Here is a 14,910-nt window from a genome sequence, read left to right as displayed (position 1 = left end):
AAAACCCCGGAGGTTTGATGTTCCGCCCAAACAAGATCGCGAAGCTCGGGGTGGCCGCCATGGCCGCCTCGATGGTCCTCGCCAGCTGCGGCAGTGACGACGATGGCGGCAGTAGCACCGGTGGCGGAGGTGGGGGCGACGACGCGAGCGGCGTGCAGCTCTACTTCGTCGACGGCAACACCGCCGACTACTCCGCAGACTTCGACCCCGGCACCCTCGAGGGCGTCCGGGCCACCTACCCCGGTCCCGAGATCGCGGACGACTTCCGTGACCGGCTGCTCGGGGTCGACCCCAAGCTGAAGGACTTCACCTACGGCCAGGAGTCCTACGACGCCGTCATGGTGACCGCCCTCGCGGCGGTCGCGGCGAAGAACGACTCGGGCAAGGCCATCGCCAAGGAGATCCCCGGGGTCACCAAGGACGGCGAGCAGTGCACGGACTTCAAGTCCTGCTCGGACCTGCTCGCCGACGGTCAGGACATCGACTACGACGGTCCCTCGGGTCCGCTGTCGCTGAACGAGACCGGCAGCCCGGCCGAGGCGACCATCGGCATCTACCAGTACGGCGACGACAACACCTACTCCGCCGAGGACTACATCGAGGAGGAGATCCCGCCGGCCGAGGGCGTCAAGCCCAACCAGCTGGTCTCCGGCAAGGTCCCCAAGGGCGACGGCGTGCTGACGATCGGCACCCTGCTGCCGCAGAGCGGTGACCTCGCGTTCCTCGGGCCCCCGGAGTTCGCGGGTGTCGACCTCGCCGTCCAGGAGATCAACGAGGCCGGCGGTGTCCTCGGCAAGCCGGTCAAGCAGGTCAAGGCCGACTCCGGTGACGGTACGCCGAACATCGCGCCGTCCGAGACCGACAAGCTGCTCCGCGGTGGCGCCGACGCCATCATCGGTGCTGCGTCGTCCTCGGTGTCGCTCAGCGTGATCGACCGGATCACGGGCGCCGGCGTCGTGCACTTCTCGCCGGCGAACACCTCGACCGCGTTCGACACCTACGCCGACAACGGTCTGTACTTCCGGACCGCCCCGTCGGACGTCATGCAGGGTTCGGTCATGGCCAACCTGGTGCTCGGTGACGGCTACGACAACGTCGCGCTGCTGGTGCGTCAGGACTCCTACGGTGAGGCCCTGGCGGAGAACGTCACGAAGTTCTTCGAGGAGTCGGGCGGCACCGTGGTCTCGACCCAGCTCTACGACCCCAACGCTGCCAGCTACAGCGCCGAGGTCAGCGAGATCGCTGGTCAGGACCCCGACGCGGTCGTCCTGATCGCGTTCGACGAGACGAAGAAGATCGTCCCCGAGCTCATCGAGGCGGGCCTGGGTCAGAAGTGACCCACACCGTCTGAGGCTCGACACGCAGGCCCCCCGGGATCTCCCGGGGGGCCTTCGTGCTGCCCGGGCGGGCGCCACGGGGCCGTGAGCATGCAACAGGCCCTCCGGGAGATCCCGGAGGGCCTGTGCCCTGCTTCCGTACGCGGACCCCTGCGGGCCGGTGTGGCTACTTCTTCTTGTCCTGCTTGGCCAGCGTGCCGAGGTAGAGCTCGATGACCTTCGGGTCGTTGACCAGCGCGGCACCGGAGGCGGTGTAGGCGTTGCGTCCCTGGTCGAGGACGTAGCCCCGGTCACAGATCTGCAGGCAGCGCCGGGCGTTCTGCTCGACCATGATCACCGAGACGCCGGTCCGGTTGATGGCCCGGGTCCGGACGAAGACCTCGTCCTGTAGCGCGGGGGAGAGGCCCGCGGAGGGCTCGTCCAGCAGCAGCACCGACGGCTCCATCATCAGCGCCCGGCCCATGGCGACCATCTGCCGCTCGCCGCCGGACAGCGAGCCGGCCCGTTGCCCGCGGCGCTCGCCGAGGGCGGGGAAGAGCTCGGTGACGAAGTCGAACCGGTCCTGGAACTTCTCGGGAGCCTGGTAGCAGCCCATCTGGAGGTTCTCGGCGATGGTCAGGCTGGGGAACACGTTGTTGGTCTGCGGGACGAAGCCGATCCCCTTGGCGACCAGCGTGTCGGCCCGCTCGTTCGTGACCTCGCTGCCGCGCAGCTGCACGGTGCCGGAGTGGATCTTGACCAGACCGAAGAGGGCCTTGAGCAGGGTGGACTTCCCGGCGCCGTTGGGGCCGATGATGCCGACCAGCTCCCCGTCCCGGCAGTAGAGGTCGGTGCCGGTGAGGATGTTGACCCCGGGGAGATAGCCGGCGACCAGGTCGTCGGCGCGGAGGACGGCGCCCTCGGCCTCGGCCAGGTGCACCTCCCTCGCCTTGGCGTCCGCCTCGTCCAGGCCGTTGTCGGCGGCGGCGTTCTGGCTCACTTCTCCTCCTCGCGCGGCTGGTGGGCCGAGTCGCCCATCGGGTCGCCGTACTCCAGGTGCTCCTGCTCGATCTCGCGCTCCATCTCGGTGATGTCCACGTCGTGGTGGGCGCCGAGGTAGGCGTCGATGACCCGCTCGTCGGCCATGATCGAGTCGGGCGTGCCCTCGGCGATCACCTTGCCCTGGGCCATGACGATGACCCAGTCGGAGATGTCGCGGACCATGTCCATGTCGTGCTCCACGAAGAGCACGGTCATGCCGTCCTCGCGCAGCGACTTCACGTGACCGAGCAGGGACTGCTTGAGGGCAGGGTTCACCCCGGCCATGGGCTCGTCCAGCATCACCAGCTCGGGGCGGACCATGAGGGCACGGGCCATCTCGAGCAGCTTGCGCTGCCCACCGGAGAGGGATCCCGCGAAGTCCTTCTCCTTGCCGTCGAGCTTGAAGCGGGCGAGCAGCTCGCGGGCGCGGACGGTGTTCTCGTCCTCCTGCCCGCCCCAGAGGAACTTCAGCGGTGCCGCCCAGAAGGACTCCCCGCGCTGGCCGGTGGCTCCGAGCCGCATGTTCTCGAGCACGGTCAGCTTGGAGAGCACCTTGGTCAGCTGGAAGGTGCGCACCATGCCCAGCCGGGCCACCTTGTGCGAGGCCTTCTTGCGCAGCGAGGTGCCGTTGAAGGACCAGTCGCCGCTGTCGGGCTGGTCGAAGCCCGTGAGCAGGTTGAAGAAGGTGGTCTTGCCGGCACCGTTGGGACCGATCAGCGCGGTGATGACACCACGCTGGATCTCCACGTGCTCCACGTCGACGGCGGTGAGTCCGCCGAACGAGCGCTTCACGTTGTCGGCGATCACGATCGGGTCGGGCTTGGCGGCCCCGGGCTCGCTCGGGACCTGGGCCAGCGCCGCGGCGGCGGCCGCGTGGCCGGTCGTGGTGCCGGTCGTGGGGCCGGTTGTGGGGCCGGTTGTGGGACCGGCCTCGGGGGTCGGAGTGGGGTTGGGAGTGGCGTCAGCGGGCATCGAGCGCGATCTCCTTCCGGTCGCCGAAGATTCCCTGTGGGCGGTAGATCATCAGCAGCATCAGCGCCAGGCCGGCGAGCATGAACCGGACGTTGCTGACCTGGTCGGAGCCCATGAGGTCCGGCGGGATGATCGGGTTGTCCCCGCTCGAGAGTCGGGCCAGGGTGCTCCCGACTCCGCTCAGCACGCCCCAGAACAGCACGGCCCCGACGACGGGACCGAGGATCCGCGCCGCGCCGCCGAGGATCAGCATGGTGAACGCGATGAACGTGAAGTCGGTGTTGAAGCTGTCCGGCTGCACCGAGGCGAGTCCGAGGCCGCCGATGAAGCCACCGAAGGCACCGATCACACCGCCGAGCACCAGCGCCTGCATCTTGTAGGAGTAGACGTTCTTGCCCAGGGAGCGGACCGCCTCCTCGTCCTCACGGATGCTGCGCAGCACGCGGCCCCAGGGGGAGCGCATGAGCAGCCACAGGAAGATGCAGGTGAGGGCGACCAGGACCCAGCCCACGGTCATGACCCACCAGTCGTTGCGGCTGAAGGTCAGGAACTGGCCGTTGAAGTCCGGCAGCGGGTTGATGTCGCGGAAGCCCCGGGTGAAGCCGCTGACGCCGTCGCGGGCGTTGAAGTACTCCTTGAACGACGTCGAGAACACCAGTCTGGCGATCTCGGCGGCCGCGATGGTCGCGATCGCCAGGTAGTCGGCTCGCAGTCGCAGCGTCGGGACACCGAGCACCAGCGCCAACAGGGCGGAGGCGACCAGGCCGAAGAAGATGCCCACGATGAGCGGCAGGTCGAAGGAGGCGACGGAGACGCCCATGGCGTAGGCCCCGACGGCGCAGAACGCCGCCTGGCCGAAGTTGAGCAGTCCGGTGTACCCGAAGTGCACGTTGAGGCCGATCGCGGCGAGCACGAACGACAGCGCGAACGGTGAGAACGCGTCGTGGAGGGCGCTGGAGATGATGTCCATGATTCCTCTTTCCCGGCCCTCAGCCGATCCGTTCCTTGCGCCCGAGCAGGCCTTGCGGCCTGACGAGCAGGATGACGATCAGCAGCATCAGGGCTCCGGCGTTCTTGAGCTCCGCGGGGATGACCAGGGTCGAGACCTCGATCAGCACGCCGATGATGAGGCTGCCGATCAGGGCCCCCCACACGGAGCCGAGGCCACCGACGGTGACCGAGGCGAACAGCAGGAGCAGGGTGAACTGGCCGATGTTGAACGTGACGCCGAGCGTGTAGCCCAGGAAGACGCCGGCCAGGGCAGCCAGTCCGGTGCCGACGATCCACACGCCCGAGACCACCCGGTCCACGTTGATGCCGGTGGAGGCGGCCAGCGCGGGGTTGTCGGCGACGGCCCGGGTGGCCCGGCCGAAGCGGGTGAACGAGAGCGCCAGGGTCACCGCGATGATCACGGCCGCGGAGATGCCGGCCATGATCGCGTCCCGGTAGGTGTAGCTGAACAGGCCCACGTCCACGCCGGAGGGGGTCACGTAGGCGTCGTAGTTCAGGGTGCGGCCCGAGGTGAAGTACTGGAACAGGTTCCGGAGCAGGAACTGCAGGCCGATGGTCACGATCATCATGGCGATCAGGCCGGTGCCACGATGGCGCAGCGGTCGCCACAGCCCTCTGTCCTGCGCCCAGCCGACCGCGAGCCCGACCACCACCGACAGCACCGCGGCGAGGACGAACGGCAGGCCCATCGCCACGTTGAACATGTACGCCGCCATCGCACCGAGGGTGAGCAGCTCACCGTGGGCGAAGTTGGTGAGGCCGGTGGTGCCGAACACCATCGACAGCCCCAGGGCGCCGAGCGCGAGGATGATGCCGAAGATCAGACCGTTGACGACGAGCTGGGGGATCCGGTCCCACTTGGTCGCGATGTCGCGGGTGTCGGGCCCGATCGGGAAGAGGATGACCGCGCGCTGCCCCGGGTTGAGGTTCCGGGTGATGCTGCTCTTGTTCTCGTTGCGCAGCGAGACGCCGTCGGGAAGGGTCTCGGTGTCGAGCTCGATCATCACCCGGCCACCGCGGCCGGGGACCTCGATCTCGAACTTGCCCTCGTCGTCGCTGGTGTCGGTGAACACCTCGCCGTCGGGGCTGGTGACCGTGATCTCGACGCCCTCGACGGGCGCCCGGTCCTCCGCGGTGTTGACGAGCGTCCCCTGGACGGTGTTCGACTGCTCCTCCTCGGTCGCCGCCAGCGACGGCGAGGCGAGCATCCCGATGAGGACGACGACGAGGGAAACGAGCAGCGGGACTCGTAGCCGTGGCACGTGCATGGAGCTCCTGTCACTGTGTGCCCCCGCAGCGGGGCCTGAACTGACCAGCGGGACTATAGCGTGACCCGGATCACACCTTGCACCGTATGCGGCCACCACACTGTAGAGCCACCCCAGACCGTCCGACAGCCTCACGGGGCCACAACACGGCAACAATCCGATTTCGGGTCCGGTCGGCCGGGCGGGGTCAGCCGACGGCCGCCGCGAGCTCCACGAGGAGCGGGGCGACCAGCAGCGCCGGCAGCAGGTCGGCGACCGGGACCTCGCGGATCCGGAGCAGCCGGAGAGCCACCCCGACCAGGATCAGACCCCCTGCGGCCGTGATCGCCGCCAGGTGCGCATCCGGCAGCACGTCACCCAGCACCAGGCCCAGCGCGGTGAGCGAGCCCTGGATCACGATCAGGGTGAGCACGCTGGCCGCGACCCCCCAGCCGAACGCGGCCGCGAAGGCGATCGCCGCGAACCCGTCCAGGGCCGACTTGAGGTAGAGCTGGTCGGCCCCGTTGCCGAGCCCGTCGTTGAGCGAGCCGAGGATCGTGAGTGGACCGGTGCAGAACACGAGCGAGGCGGTGACGAACCCCTCGACGAACAGGTGCCGGTCGCCCGCCCCGCGCACCAGGCGACGCTGCACCAGGCCGGCCAGCCCCTCGAGACCGGCCTCGATGCGCAGCAGCGACCCCAGGATCGCGCCGACCAGGAGCGCCCCGAGGACGATCAGCAACGGTGCGCTGCGGCCGACGTACGACGCCAGCGCCGGGTCCAGGACCGCGACCGCACTGGTGGCGGCGATCAGCAGCGTGACCAGGCCGAGCGCGTCGGTCACCACCTCGCGGGTGCGGTGCGGCAGGCGGTTGCCGAGCACGACGCCCAGCACCGAGCCGACCAGCACGGCGACGACGTTGACGAGAGTGCCGAGACCGGGCACGTCGGAGCCTCCTCTCCCGGGGACGGTCGGCTGAGCGTAGTCTCTCTTTGCCGGGGGGTTCCGAGGGAGGAGTGCGGGCGTGAGCCGATCTGGCGTGGTGCTGCGTGAGGTGCGTCCCGAGGACGCGCCCGACCTGGTCCGCCTCTGGGAAGAGGTCGTCCCCCGAGCCTCCGCCGAGCAGATGCTCGTCGACATGGAGCTGGTCGTCGACCAGTCGCTGGCCTCGGCCCGCGACCGGATCGTGGTGGCCGAGTGCGACGGACGGCTGGCCGGTGCCGTCTACCTGCGCGTCGGGCCGATGAGCCCGCTGCACGTCGAGCCGGTCGTCCAGGCCGTCTCCCCGCACGTGCTCCCGGAGTTCCGGCGGCACGGCGTGGGCCGGGCCCTCATGGACGCCGCGGTCGCGCACGCCGAGGAGAAGGGGATCGGCCACGTCGCCTCCGCCTCGCTCAGCGCCTCGCGTGAGGCCCACCGCTTCCTGGCCCGGCTGGCGCTGGCCCCGCAGGCCGTCCTCCGGGTGGCGCCGACCCAGGTGGTCCGGGCGAAGCTGAGCTCGCGGCGGCCGGCGCGGTCGCAGACCGGCGGCCGACCGGCGCTCGGGCAGGTGCTGGCCGCCCGCCGCTCCCAGCGTCGGCAGCGCGACCTGGTCTGACGTCGGCTGCTGGTCAGCCCGCCGGCTGGCTGCCGGGGACCTGCGCGCCAGGCACGAGGGCGCAGGTGATCCGGCAGGTGCAGACCCTGCGGTCCCGCTCGTCGGTGATCACGACCTCGAAGGACGCCATGCTGCGGCCGCGGTGCAGCGGCGTGGCGACGCCGGTCACGGTGCCGGCGGTGGCGGCCCGGTGGTGGGTGGCGTTGATGTCGACGCCGACCGCGACCCGGTCCGGGTGGGCGTGGATGGCCGAGCCCAGCGAGCCGAGGGTCTCGGCGAGGACCACGGACGCGCCGCCGTGCAGCAGGCCGTAGGGCTGGGTGTTCCCCTCCACCGGCATGGTCGCGACCAGCCGGTCGGCGGACAGCTCGGTGATCTCGATGCCCATCTTCTCGTTGAGACCGCCCATGCCCTGGGGCATCCGGGCGACGAAGTCCTCGATGCTGAGGTCGGCGAGGGACTCGGACTCGGGTACGGCGTCGGTCATGGCCGTCATTGTGGCCCACCGTCCCGCTGTCGAGGTCGAGGCCCGTCGGTGGATAGAGTCGCGACGTGCCCGAGAACGCCGACGCCGCCACCGACCGCCGCCCCCGGCTGCTGCTCCTCGACGGCCACTCGCTGGCCTACCGGGCGTTCTTCGCCCTGCCGGTGGAGAACTTCTCGACGACGACCGGCCAGCACACCAACGCCGTCTACGGGTTCACCTCGATGCTCATCAACGTGCTGCGCGACGAGGAGCCGACCCATGTCGGGGTGGCCTTCGACAAGTCGCGGCAGACGTTCCGGCTGGCCGAGTACTCCGAGTACAAGGCCAAGCGCAACAAGACCCCCGACGAGTTCTCCAGCCAGCTGCCGCTGATCCAGGAGGTGCTGGACGCACTGCACATCCCGCACCTGCAGCTCGAGGGCTACGAGGCCGACGACATCATCGCCACCCTCACCACCGAGGCCGTGGCCGCCGGCTTCGAGGTGCTGATCCTCACCGGCGACCGGGACTCGCTGCAGCTGGTGGGGGAGCAGAGCACCGTGCTCTACCCCATGAAGGGGGTCTCCGACCTGGCCCGGATGACGCCGGCCGCCGTCGAGGAGAAGTACGGCGTCCCCCCGCAGCGCTACCCCGAGCTCGCGGCCCTGGTGGGCGAGACCTCCGACAACCTGCCCGGCGTGCCGCTGGTCGGCCCGGGCGTGGCCGCGAAGTGGATCGCACAGTACGACGGCCTCGACAACGTCATCGCCCGGGCGGACGAGATCACCGGCAAGCGAGGCGAGAACCTGCGGGCCCACCTGGGCGAGGTGATCCGCAACCGGCGGTTGAACGCCCTCGTGTGCGACCTGTCCCTGACGGTCACCCCGGAGGACATGCGGCGCCAGCCGTGGGACCGGCACGAGGTGCACACCCTCTTCGACGGTCTGGAGTTCCGGGTGCTCCGGGACCGGCTCTTCGAGACCCTGGAGTCCGAGGAGGAGATCGACGACTCCGGCTTCGAGCTGGCCGCCTCCCGGCTCGCGGCCGGGGAGGTGCGGGCGTGGCTGGACGAGCACGCGCGCGACGAGGGCCGGCGGGTCGGGGTCGCGATCCAGGGCTCGTGGCGGGCCGGCACCGGGGACGTGTTCTCCGTGGCCCTCGCCGCCGCGGACGGCACCGCCGCCTGGCTCGACGCGACCGACGTGGCGCCGGAGGACGACGCCGCGCTCGCCGAGTGGTTCGGCGACGCGGGCGCGGCCAAGGTCATGCACGACGCGAAGGGACCGATGCTGGCCCTGGCCGGACGCGGCTGGCCACTGCGCGGGCTGACCAGCGACACCGCGCTCGCGGCGTACCTCGTGCGACCCGACCAGCGCTCCTACGACCTGGCCGACCTGACCCTGCGCTACCTCAAGCGGGAGCTGCGCCAGGCCACCGGCGACACCGGCCAGCTGAGCTTCGAGGAGCTCGAGGACACCGGCGCCTCGGAGGTGGACATGCTGCACGCCCGGGCGGTCCTCGATCTCGCCGACGAGCTGGACACCCAGGTCGAGGAGCACGGCGGCACCCGGCTGCTCGCGGACGTCGAGCTGCCGCTGGTGGACACCCTGGTGGCGATGGAGCAGGTCGGCGTCGCCGTGGACCACGACCATCTCGAGGGGCTGGAGTCGCACTTCGCGGACGAGGTGAAGGCCGCCGCCGACGAGGCGTTCGCCGTGATCGGCAAGGAGATCAACCTCGGCTCACCCAAGCAGCTCCAGGTGGTGCTCTTCGACGAGCTGGGGATGCCCAAGACGAAGCGGACCAAGACCGGCTACACGACCGACGCCGACGCCCTCCAGGGGCTCTTCGAGAAGACCGGGCACCCGTTCCTCTCCCACCTGCTGCGGCACCGCGACGTCAGCCGGCTCCGGCAGACGGTCGAGGGACTGCTGAAGACGGTGGCCGAGGACGGGCGGATCCACACCACGTTCAACCAGCTGATCGCGGCGACCGGCCGGCTCTCGAGCACCGACCCGAACCTGCAGAACATCCCGGTGCGCACCGAGGAGGGCCGCCGGATCCGGGAGGGCTTCGTCGTCGGCACCGGCCACGACTGCCTCATGACCGCGGACTACAGCCAGATCGAGATGCGGATCATGGCCCACCTCTCGGAGGACCAGCAGCTGATCGAGGCGTTCCGCTCCGGCCGGGACTTCCACTCGATCGCGGCGGCGAAGGTGTTCGAGGTGGACGCCGACGCGGTCACGACCGAGATGCGCGCGAAGATCAAGGCGATGAACTACGGGCTCGCCTACGGGCTGTCCGCCTTCGGGCTCGGCCAGCAGCTGCGGATCGAGCCGTCCGAGGCGCGGGTGCTGATGGAGGAGTACTTCGAGACGTTCGGGGGCATCCGCGACTACCTGTCCGGGATCGTCGACGAGGCCCGGCGCTCCGGCTTCACCGAGACCATCCTGGGCCGGCGCCGCTACCTGCCGGACCTCACCAGCGACAACCGGCAGCGCCGGGAGATGGCCGAGCGGATGGCCCTCAACGCCCCGATCCAGGGCTCGGCCGCCGACATCATCAAGGTCGCGATGCTGAACGTCGAGCGGGCGATCGCCGACGAGCGGCTGGAGTCCCGGCTGCTGCTGCAGGTGCACGACGAGCTCGTGCTCGAGGTGGCACCGGGGGAGCGGGAGGCGCTGGAGGCGCTGGTCCGGGCGCAGATGGCGGGCGCGGCGGAGCTGACCGTCCCGCTGGACGTCTCCGTCGGCACCGGGCGCAGCTGGCACGACGCGGCGCACTGAGCGCCCGGCGACCTCATACGGGGGTGGGCTGCGGCCTGCGGACCAGGTAGAGGCTCACCGTGAACAGCACGCCCAGCAGCAGCACGTCGACGCCGACGACGACCGCGAGGAGTCCTGGCAGCGTGCTGACCGTGGAGCCGACCGCGACGAGAGCCAGCAGCGCGCCCCACACCAGGAAGACCGACTTCTGACCCTGCCGCGCGAGCACCGAGTAGACCAGCAGCTGCAGCATCGCCAGCGTGGTGCCCAGGACGGCGAACAGCCACAGGCGGTCCTGGATCTCGCGATAGCCGTCACCGCCCACGAAGACCATCGCCAGGTCGGACAGCAGCCAGGCGCCGCTGATGGCAACCACCCCGATGACGGCGACCATCCCGAGACCGCGGGTCAGCGCGCGGCGTCTCTCGTCGACGGAGGCCATGGCAGGGAAGGCCAGCACCACGACGAACTGGGGGAGGAACAGCACCGCCTTGGTGAGGATCAGGCCACCCGCGTAGAGGCCGGCGTCCTGCGTGGCGAGCACGTTGCGGGCCACGATGACGTCGGCGTTCGACAGCGCGAAGAACGCCAGGAGCGCCTGGGAGTTGTGGATCGCCTCCCGGACGACCGGGCGGGCGCTGTGCGCGTGGCTCACGCTTCCGGGTGCCCGCACGTGGCGCAGGGCGACGCGACCGACGAGCACCGGTGCGAACTGGCCGAGCGCGACGCTGAGCACGGCGATGAACTCGGTCGGCTGCCAGAGGATCAGCCCGGTGCCGACGATCAGCCGGGGCACCCCGTTGGCGGCGTACACCAGCGCCAGCGGCAGCCAACGACGCTCTCCCTGGAGGATGCCGGCCTGTCCGCCCATCATCGTCATCGGCACGGCGGTCACCGCGATCAGCGCCGCGACCGGCAGACTGTCGAGGCGGAGTAGCAGGTCGACCAGGGGCGTGAGGAGCAGGAGGAGCGCGCCGACGGCGAGGGCGGCCCGGACGGTCACCCGCATGATCGAGTGCTCGATCTGCCCCACGTGGTCGGGGTCGGCCGAGATCCGGCGGGCGGCGGTGGCCTGGAGGCCGAGCTGGAGGACGCTGAGGACGAGCAGGGTGGCCATGACGGCGGCGAAGGCGCCGTACGCCTCGGGGCCGAGGACCCGGGCAGCGATGATCGTGAAGCCGTAGGTGGCGAGGTTCATCATGCCGATGGCCACGGCGATGGAGCTGCCGCCGACGAGCCACTTCGGCAACGTCCTGCCCGGATTCGTCACGGGGTGGAGTGTGGCACACGCAGCCCGGTCGAGCGGTGCGGCACCGACATCGGCCTGCACCGACTAGCGTGGCGCCGTGGCAAGGGCGTGGGACCGGCGGGCATTGGTGGATGCAGCCCCGGGCCTGTGGTCCCTGCTGCTGGCGCTGCTGCTCCTCGGCCCGGCCCTGGCTCCGGGGTTCGTCCTGACCTACGACATGGTCTGGGTGCCCGACCTGGGGCTCGGGGTCGACGCGCTCGGAGTCGGCTCGGGCCTGCCGCGCGCCGTCCCGTCGGACGCCGTGGTCGCAGTGCTGGACGACGTGATCCCGGGGATGCTGCTGCAGAAGCTCGTCCTGGTCGCCACGCTGACGGCGGCCGGTGCCGGGGCCGCGGCGCTGGTCGGGGGGCTCCCCCTGCTGGCGCGCTGTGCCGCCGCCACGGTGTACGTCTGGAATCCCTTCGTGGTCGAGCGCCTCGTGATCGGGCACTGGCCGGTCCTGGTCGGGTACGCCGTTCTGCCCTGGCTGATCCTGGAAGCCGGCAGGTGGCGACGTGAGAGCTCGGTGCGGCCGCACCTGCTCCTGCTGCTCCCGCTCGGCTGCCTCAGCGCCAGCGCCGGGATCGCCAGCGGACTGGCGGTCCTGCTGTTCGGCCTGGGAAGGGGGCGGCTCCGCAACGCGCTGCTGACCCTGGTGGTGCTCGCGGGCAATGCTCCGTGGCTGGTGGCCGGGCTGCTCCACGCCGGTCGGGCCACGTCCGACCCGGCCGGGGCCGTCAGGTTCGCGACCAACGGCGAGGGTCCGCTGCCGGGACCGCTGGCCGCGCTGGGGCTCGGGGGGATCTGGAACCGTGAGGTGGTGCCGGTGTCGCGTGAGGGCGCGCTGGCGGTGCTGGCACTGGCCGCGCTGCTGCTCGTGGCCGGCGCCGGTCTGCGCGCCTGGTGGCGCGGCACCGATCGCCGGGACGCGATCGCGCTGGCCGTCTGTTGGGGCGTCGGCTGGGGCGTGGCGGTCCTGTCGTGGGGTGCTCCGCAGGCCCTCGGCTGGCTGGCGGCAGAGGTTCCGGGCGGCGGACTGTTGCGCGACGGCTCCCGGCTGCTGGTCCTCAGTGCCCCGCTCCTGGGCGTGCTGAGCGGCCACGGCGTCGCCCGGATCCGGGCGTGGTTCCAGCCGCATGCCTCCGCCACCGTGGTGGCCTCTCTGGCGGCCGTCCTGCCGCTCGCCATGCTGCCGGACGCGGCTTGGGGCGCCTCCGGCCGGCTCCACGCCGCGCGCTATCCGGATTGGTACGACGCCACCCGGACCGCCGTCGACCCGTCCCGGGGCGAGGTCCTCCTCCTGCCGTTCACGAGCTACCGTGCCCCGGCCTGGAACCGGGGCCAGAAGGTGCTGGACCCGCTGGGCCGCTACTTGGGCATCGACCACGTGTCGAGCGACGAGCTGGTGGTCTCGGGTCAGAGGCTGGCCGGCGAGGACCCCCGCGGCGAGGCGGTCCGGCAGGCGCTGACGGAACCCACGCCCGGAGCGCGAGCGTCGGCGCTGACCGATCTCGGCATCGGCACTCTGGTCGTGGAGCGTGCGGCGCCGGGCGAGTCTCCCGAGGTGGCGGGGGAGTCGATCCTGACCTCGTCGGACGTGAGAGTGGTCACACTCGGCGAGGCCCGGGAACGACCGGTCCCGGACGAGTGGTGGCTCGCCATGAGCGTGGCTTGGGCCGCGTTCCTCTCCCTGCTCGTGACAGGCGTCACATGGACGCTGGTCCGGCGTCGACGAGACATGTGACCGGCGAGTAGGTTGACGCCGCCTCCGCTGCTACAGTCCTTCGCGGGATCCTAGGGAGGGATTGAACGTGGGAAGCATCGCAGGCATCGCCGCAAGCATCGTCTTGGGCACTGCTGTCGCCGTCGGGACCGTCGTGGGCCTGGTCTCCAACCAGACCGGAGCACCGTCGCAGTCGCCGGCCAACGCCGAGAGCCCGGTCGTCAACTACGGCACGGACTGAACCGATCTCGTCCCGGCGCGTCCGCCGGGATCGACCCCGATGCGGCCACAGCGTCTCAGGTCTCGTCGGGGTCTTCGCTGTGCTCGGAGCTCCCGGCCATGGCCACACTGAGGACGTGGGCGAACGAGCCCTGGGCGTGACCCCATGTGAAGCGGTGGCTCATGGACCTGGCGCCCACGGAGAGGCGCTCGCGGAGCCTCTCGTCCGCGAGCAGTGAGCGCAGCCCCGCCACGAACTCCTCGAAGTCGTCGACCAGCAGGCCGGAATCACCGTGCTCGATCGACTCCCGGGTGCCACCGGCGGACCGGTAGGCGACGGTGGGCGTGCCGTGCATCCCCGCCTCGCCGACGACCAGGCCCCAGCCCTCCTTCAGTGACGGCAGGGCCATGACCCACGACTCCGCATAGATCTCCTGCTTGCGGCGCTCGGACACGTGCCCCTCGAAGGTCACCGCACCCTCCGGTGTCGTGGCTCGTGCGTGCTGGCGCAGCTCCTGGTCCCACCAGCCGGATCCGGCGACCGTGAGCCGCAGGCCCGGGAACTCCGGCCCGAGCCGGGCGCAGGCGTCGATCGCGTGCTCGACCTGCTTGTGCGGCACCAGCCGGCCGACCGTGCACACTGCCGGCGCGGTGCGTCGCACCGCCGTGGTAGGCAGCGCCGGGTCGGTGCCGTTGTGCACGATCGCGATCCGGTCCCGGTCCACTCCCAGGCCGACGAGCTCGTCGGCCGTGGCCTGCGACACCGCGACGTACTGGCACCGCGCGTAGAGCCGGGGAGCGAGCCGACTCTCGATCCACCAACCGACGCGCCCGGTGAGCCCCGGGTACACGACGGGCCACTGCTCGCGGTGGACGTGGTGGACGAGCACGACGACCGGCTTGCGGGTCAGTAGGCGGGTGAAGAACGGCAGTCCGTTCTGGACGTCGACGACGGCGTCCACCCGCCCGAACGCGCGCCGGGCGAGAGCAAGGAGCCCGCGACCGTAGACACCCATCTTGGAGCCCCTACGAACGAAGCGGATGCCGTCGACGACCTCGTCCGGCGGGGCGCCGGCATGGGCGGCGCAGAAGACTGTCACTCGGGCACCGCGCTCGACCAGGCCGGCCGCGATCTTCTCGAGGTACAGCTCGGCGCCGCCGCCCTCTGGGTTGCGGGTGTCGCGCCAGCTGAAGAAGACGACATGTCGGCCGTCGAAGCGAGTGGGGTGCTGCACGGCCGTAGGATAATGGGTCGGGTAGG

13 protein-coding genes are annotated in these 14,910 nt (G+C 70.8%); 5 read left to right on the top strand and 8 right to left on the bottom strand.

Features of this window, described 5'->3' with window-relative positions; all coding sequences use genetic code 11:
* Positions 1-17: 17 nt before the first annotated feature.
* On the top strand, positions 18-1,337 hold the full coding sequence (locus tag IE331_RS16515) for an ABC transporter substrate-binding protein (protein WP_201931479.1): 1,320 nt from the start codon (positions 18-20) through the stop codon (positions 1,335-1,337).
* Positions 1,338-1,503: 166 nt separating this feature from the next.
* Here IE331_RS16515 and IE331_RS08665 read toward each other — a convergent pair whose 3' ends face one another.
* From IE331_RS08665 to IE331_RS08645, 5 genes are all read right to left on the bottom strand, one after another.
* On the bottom strand, positions 1,504-2,316 hold the full coding sequence (locus tag IE331_RS08665) for an ABC transporter ATP-binding protein (protein ID WP_201931478.1): 813 nt from the start codon (positions 2,314-2,316) through the stop codon (positions 1,504-1,506).
* The gene (locus IE331_RS08660) at positions 2,313-3,329 is read right to left on the bottom strand and encodes an ABC transporter ATP-binding protein (protein WP_192142559.1); all 1,017 of its coding nucleotides are present in this window, start codon (positions 3,327-3,329) and stop codon (positions 2,313-2,315) included. The genes IE331_RS08665 and IE331_RS08660 overlap by 4 nt, the downstream gene beginning before the upstream one ends.
* Positions 3,319-4,299, bottom strand: coding sequence for a branched-chain amino acid ABC transporter permease (locus tag IE331_RS08655; protein WP_192142557.1), 981 nt, complete (start codon positions 4,297-4,299; stop codon positions 3,319-3,321). Before IE331_RS08655 ends, IE331_RS08660 begins: the two co-directional genes overlap by 11 nt.
* A gap of 19 nt (positions 4,300-4,318) precedes the next feature.
* Positions 4,319-5,608, bottom strand: a complete 1,290-nt coding sequence (locus tag IE331_RS08650) for a branched-chain amino acid ABC transporter permease (protein WP_201931477.1) — start codon at positions 5,606-5,608, stop codon at positions 4,319-4,321.
* Positions 5,609-5,795: 187 nt separating this feature from the next.
* Positions 5,796-6,533: a DUF554 domain-containing protein gene (locus tag IE331_RS08645; RefSeq protein WP_201931476.1), complete on the bottom strand. Its 738-nt coding sequence runs from the start codon at positions 6,531-6,533 to the stop codon at positions 5,796-5,798.
* Between the two features lie 79 nt (positions 6,534-6,612).
* Between IE331_RS08645 and IE331_RS08640 the strand changes: the two genes are divergently transcribed.
* A complete protein-coding gene (locus IE331_RS08640; protein ID WP_201931475.1) occupies positions 6,613-7,185 on the top strand; it encodes a GNAT family N-acetyltransferase in 573 nt (190 codons plus the stop codon).
* Positions 7,186-7,198: 13 nt separating this feature from the next.
* On the opposite strand, the gene IE331_RS08635 is transcribed toward IE331_RS08640, so the two are convergent.
* Complete coding sequence (locus IE331_RS08635) at positions 7,199-7,672, bottom strand: hotdog fold thioesterase (protein WP_225579685.1); 474 nt, start codon at positions 7,670-7,672, stop codon at positions 7,199-7,201.
* Between the two features lie 65 nt (positions 7,673-7,737).
* Between IE331_RS08635 and polA the strand changes: the two genes are divergently transcribed.
* Positions 7,738-10,440 carry a DNA polymerase I gene (polA, locus tag IE331_RS08630; protein ID WP_192142550.1) on the top strand — a complete coding sequence of 901 codons (2,703 nt, stop codon included), beginning with the start codon at positions 7,738-7,740 and terminating at the stop codon, positions 10,438-10,440.
* A gap of 13 nt (positions 10,441-10,453) precedes the next feature.
* Here the strand turns inward: polA and IE331_RS08625 are convergent, their stop codons facing one another.
* Positions 10,454-11,689, bottom strand: coding sequence for a lipopolysaccharide biosynthesis protein (locus tag IE331_RS08625; RefSeq protein WP_201931470.1), 1,236 nt, complete (start codon positions 11,687-11,689; stop codon positions 10,454-10,456).
* A gap of 76 nt (positions 11,690-11,765) precedes the next feature.
* On the opposite strand from IE331_RS08625, the gene IE331_RS08620 reads away from it, so the two are divergent.
* Both IE331_RS08620 and IE331_RS08615 read left to right on the top strand, forming a co-directional pair.
* Positions 11,766-13,451, top strand: coding sequence for a hypothetical protein (locus tag IE331_RS08620; RefSeq protein WP_192142549.1), 1,686 nt, complete (start codon positions 11,766-11,768; stop codon positions 13,449-13,451).
* A gap of 67 nt (positions 13,452-13,518) precedes the next feature.
* Positions 13,519-13,671 carry a hypothetical protein gene (locus IE331_RS08615; RefSeq protein WP_192142548.1) on the top strand — a complete coding sequence of 51 codons (153 nt, stop codon included), beginning with the start codon at positions 13,519-13,521 and terminating at the stop codon, positions 13,669-13,671.
* Positions 13,672-13,726: 55 nt separating this feature from the next.
* Here the strand turns inward: IE331_RS08615 and IE331_RS08610 are convergent, their stop codons facing one another.
* Entirely contained in the window at positions 13,727-14,884 is a 1,158-nt protein-coding gene (locus IE331_RS08610) for a glycosyltransferase family 4 protein (protein WP_192142547.1), read from the bottom strand.
* Positions 14,885-14,910 lie beyond the last annotated feature (26 nt).

This window comes from Nocardioides donggukensis (assembly GCF_014842875.1).
Lineage (GTDB): Bacteria > Actinomycetota > Actinomycetes > Propionibacteriales > Nocardioidaceae > Nocardioides > Nocardioides donggukensis.
The sequence above is the reverse complement of the archived record's forward strand: the minus strand, read 5'-3'. Positions and strand labels throughout refer to the sequence as shown.

Coding starts and splice junctions, on each gene's coding strand:
- IE331_RS08650 (WP_201931477.1), bottom strand. CDS start 5,608: ATGCACGTGCCACGGCTACGAGTCCCGCTGCTCGTTTCCCTCGTCGTC.
- IE331_RS08660 (WP_192142559.1), bottom strand. CDS start 3,329: ATGCCCGCTGACGCCACTCCCAACCCCACTCCGACCCCCGAGGCCGGT.
- IE331_RS16515 (WP_201931479.1), top strand. CDS start 18: ATGTTCCGCCCAAACAAGATCGCGAAGCTCGGGGTGGCCGCCATGGCC.
- IE331_RS08635 (WP_225579685.1), bottom strand. CDS start 7,672: ATGACCGACGCCGTACCCGAGTCCGAGTCCCTCGCCGACCTCAGCATC.
- IE331_RS08655 (WP_192142557.1), bottom strand. CDS start 4,299: ATGGACATCATCTCCAGCGCCCTCCACGACGCGTTCTCACCGTTCGCG.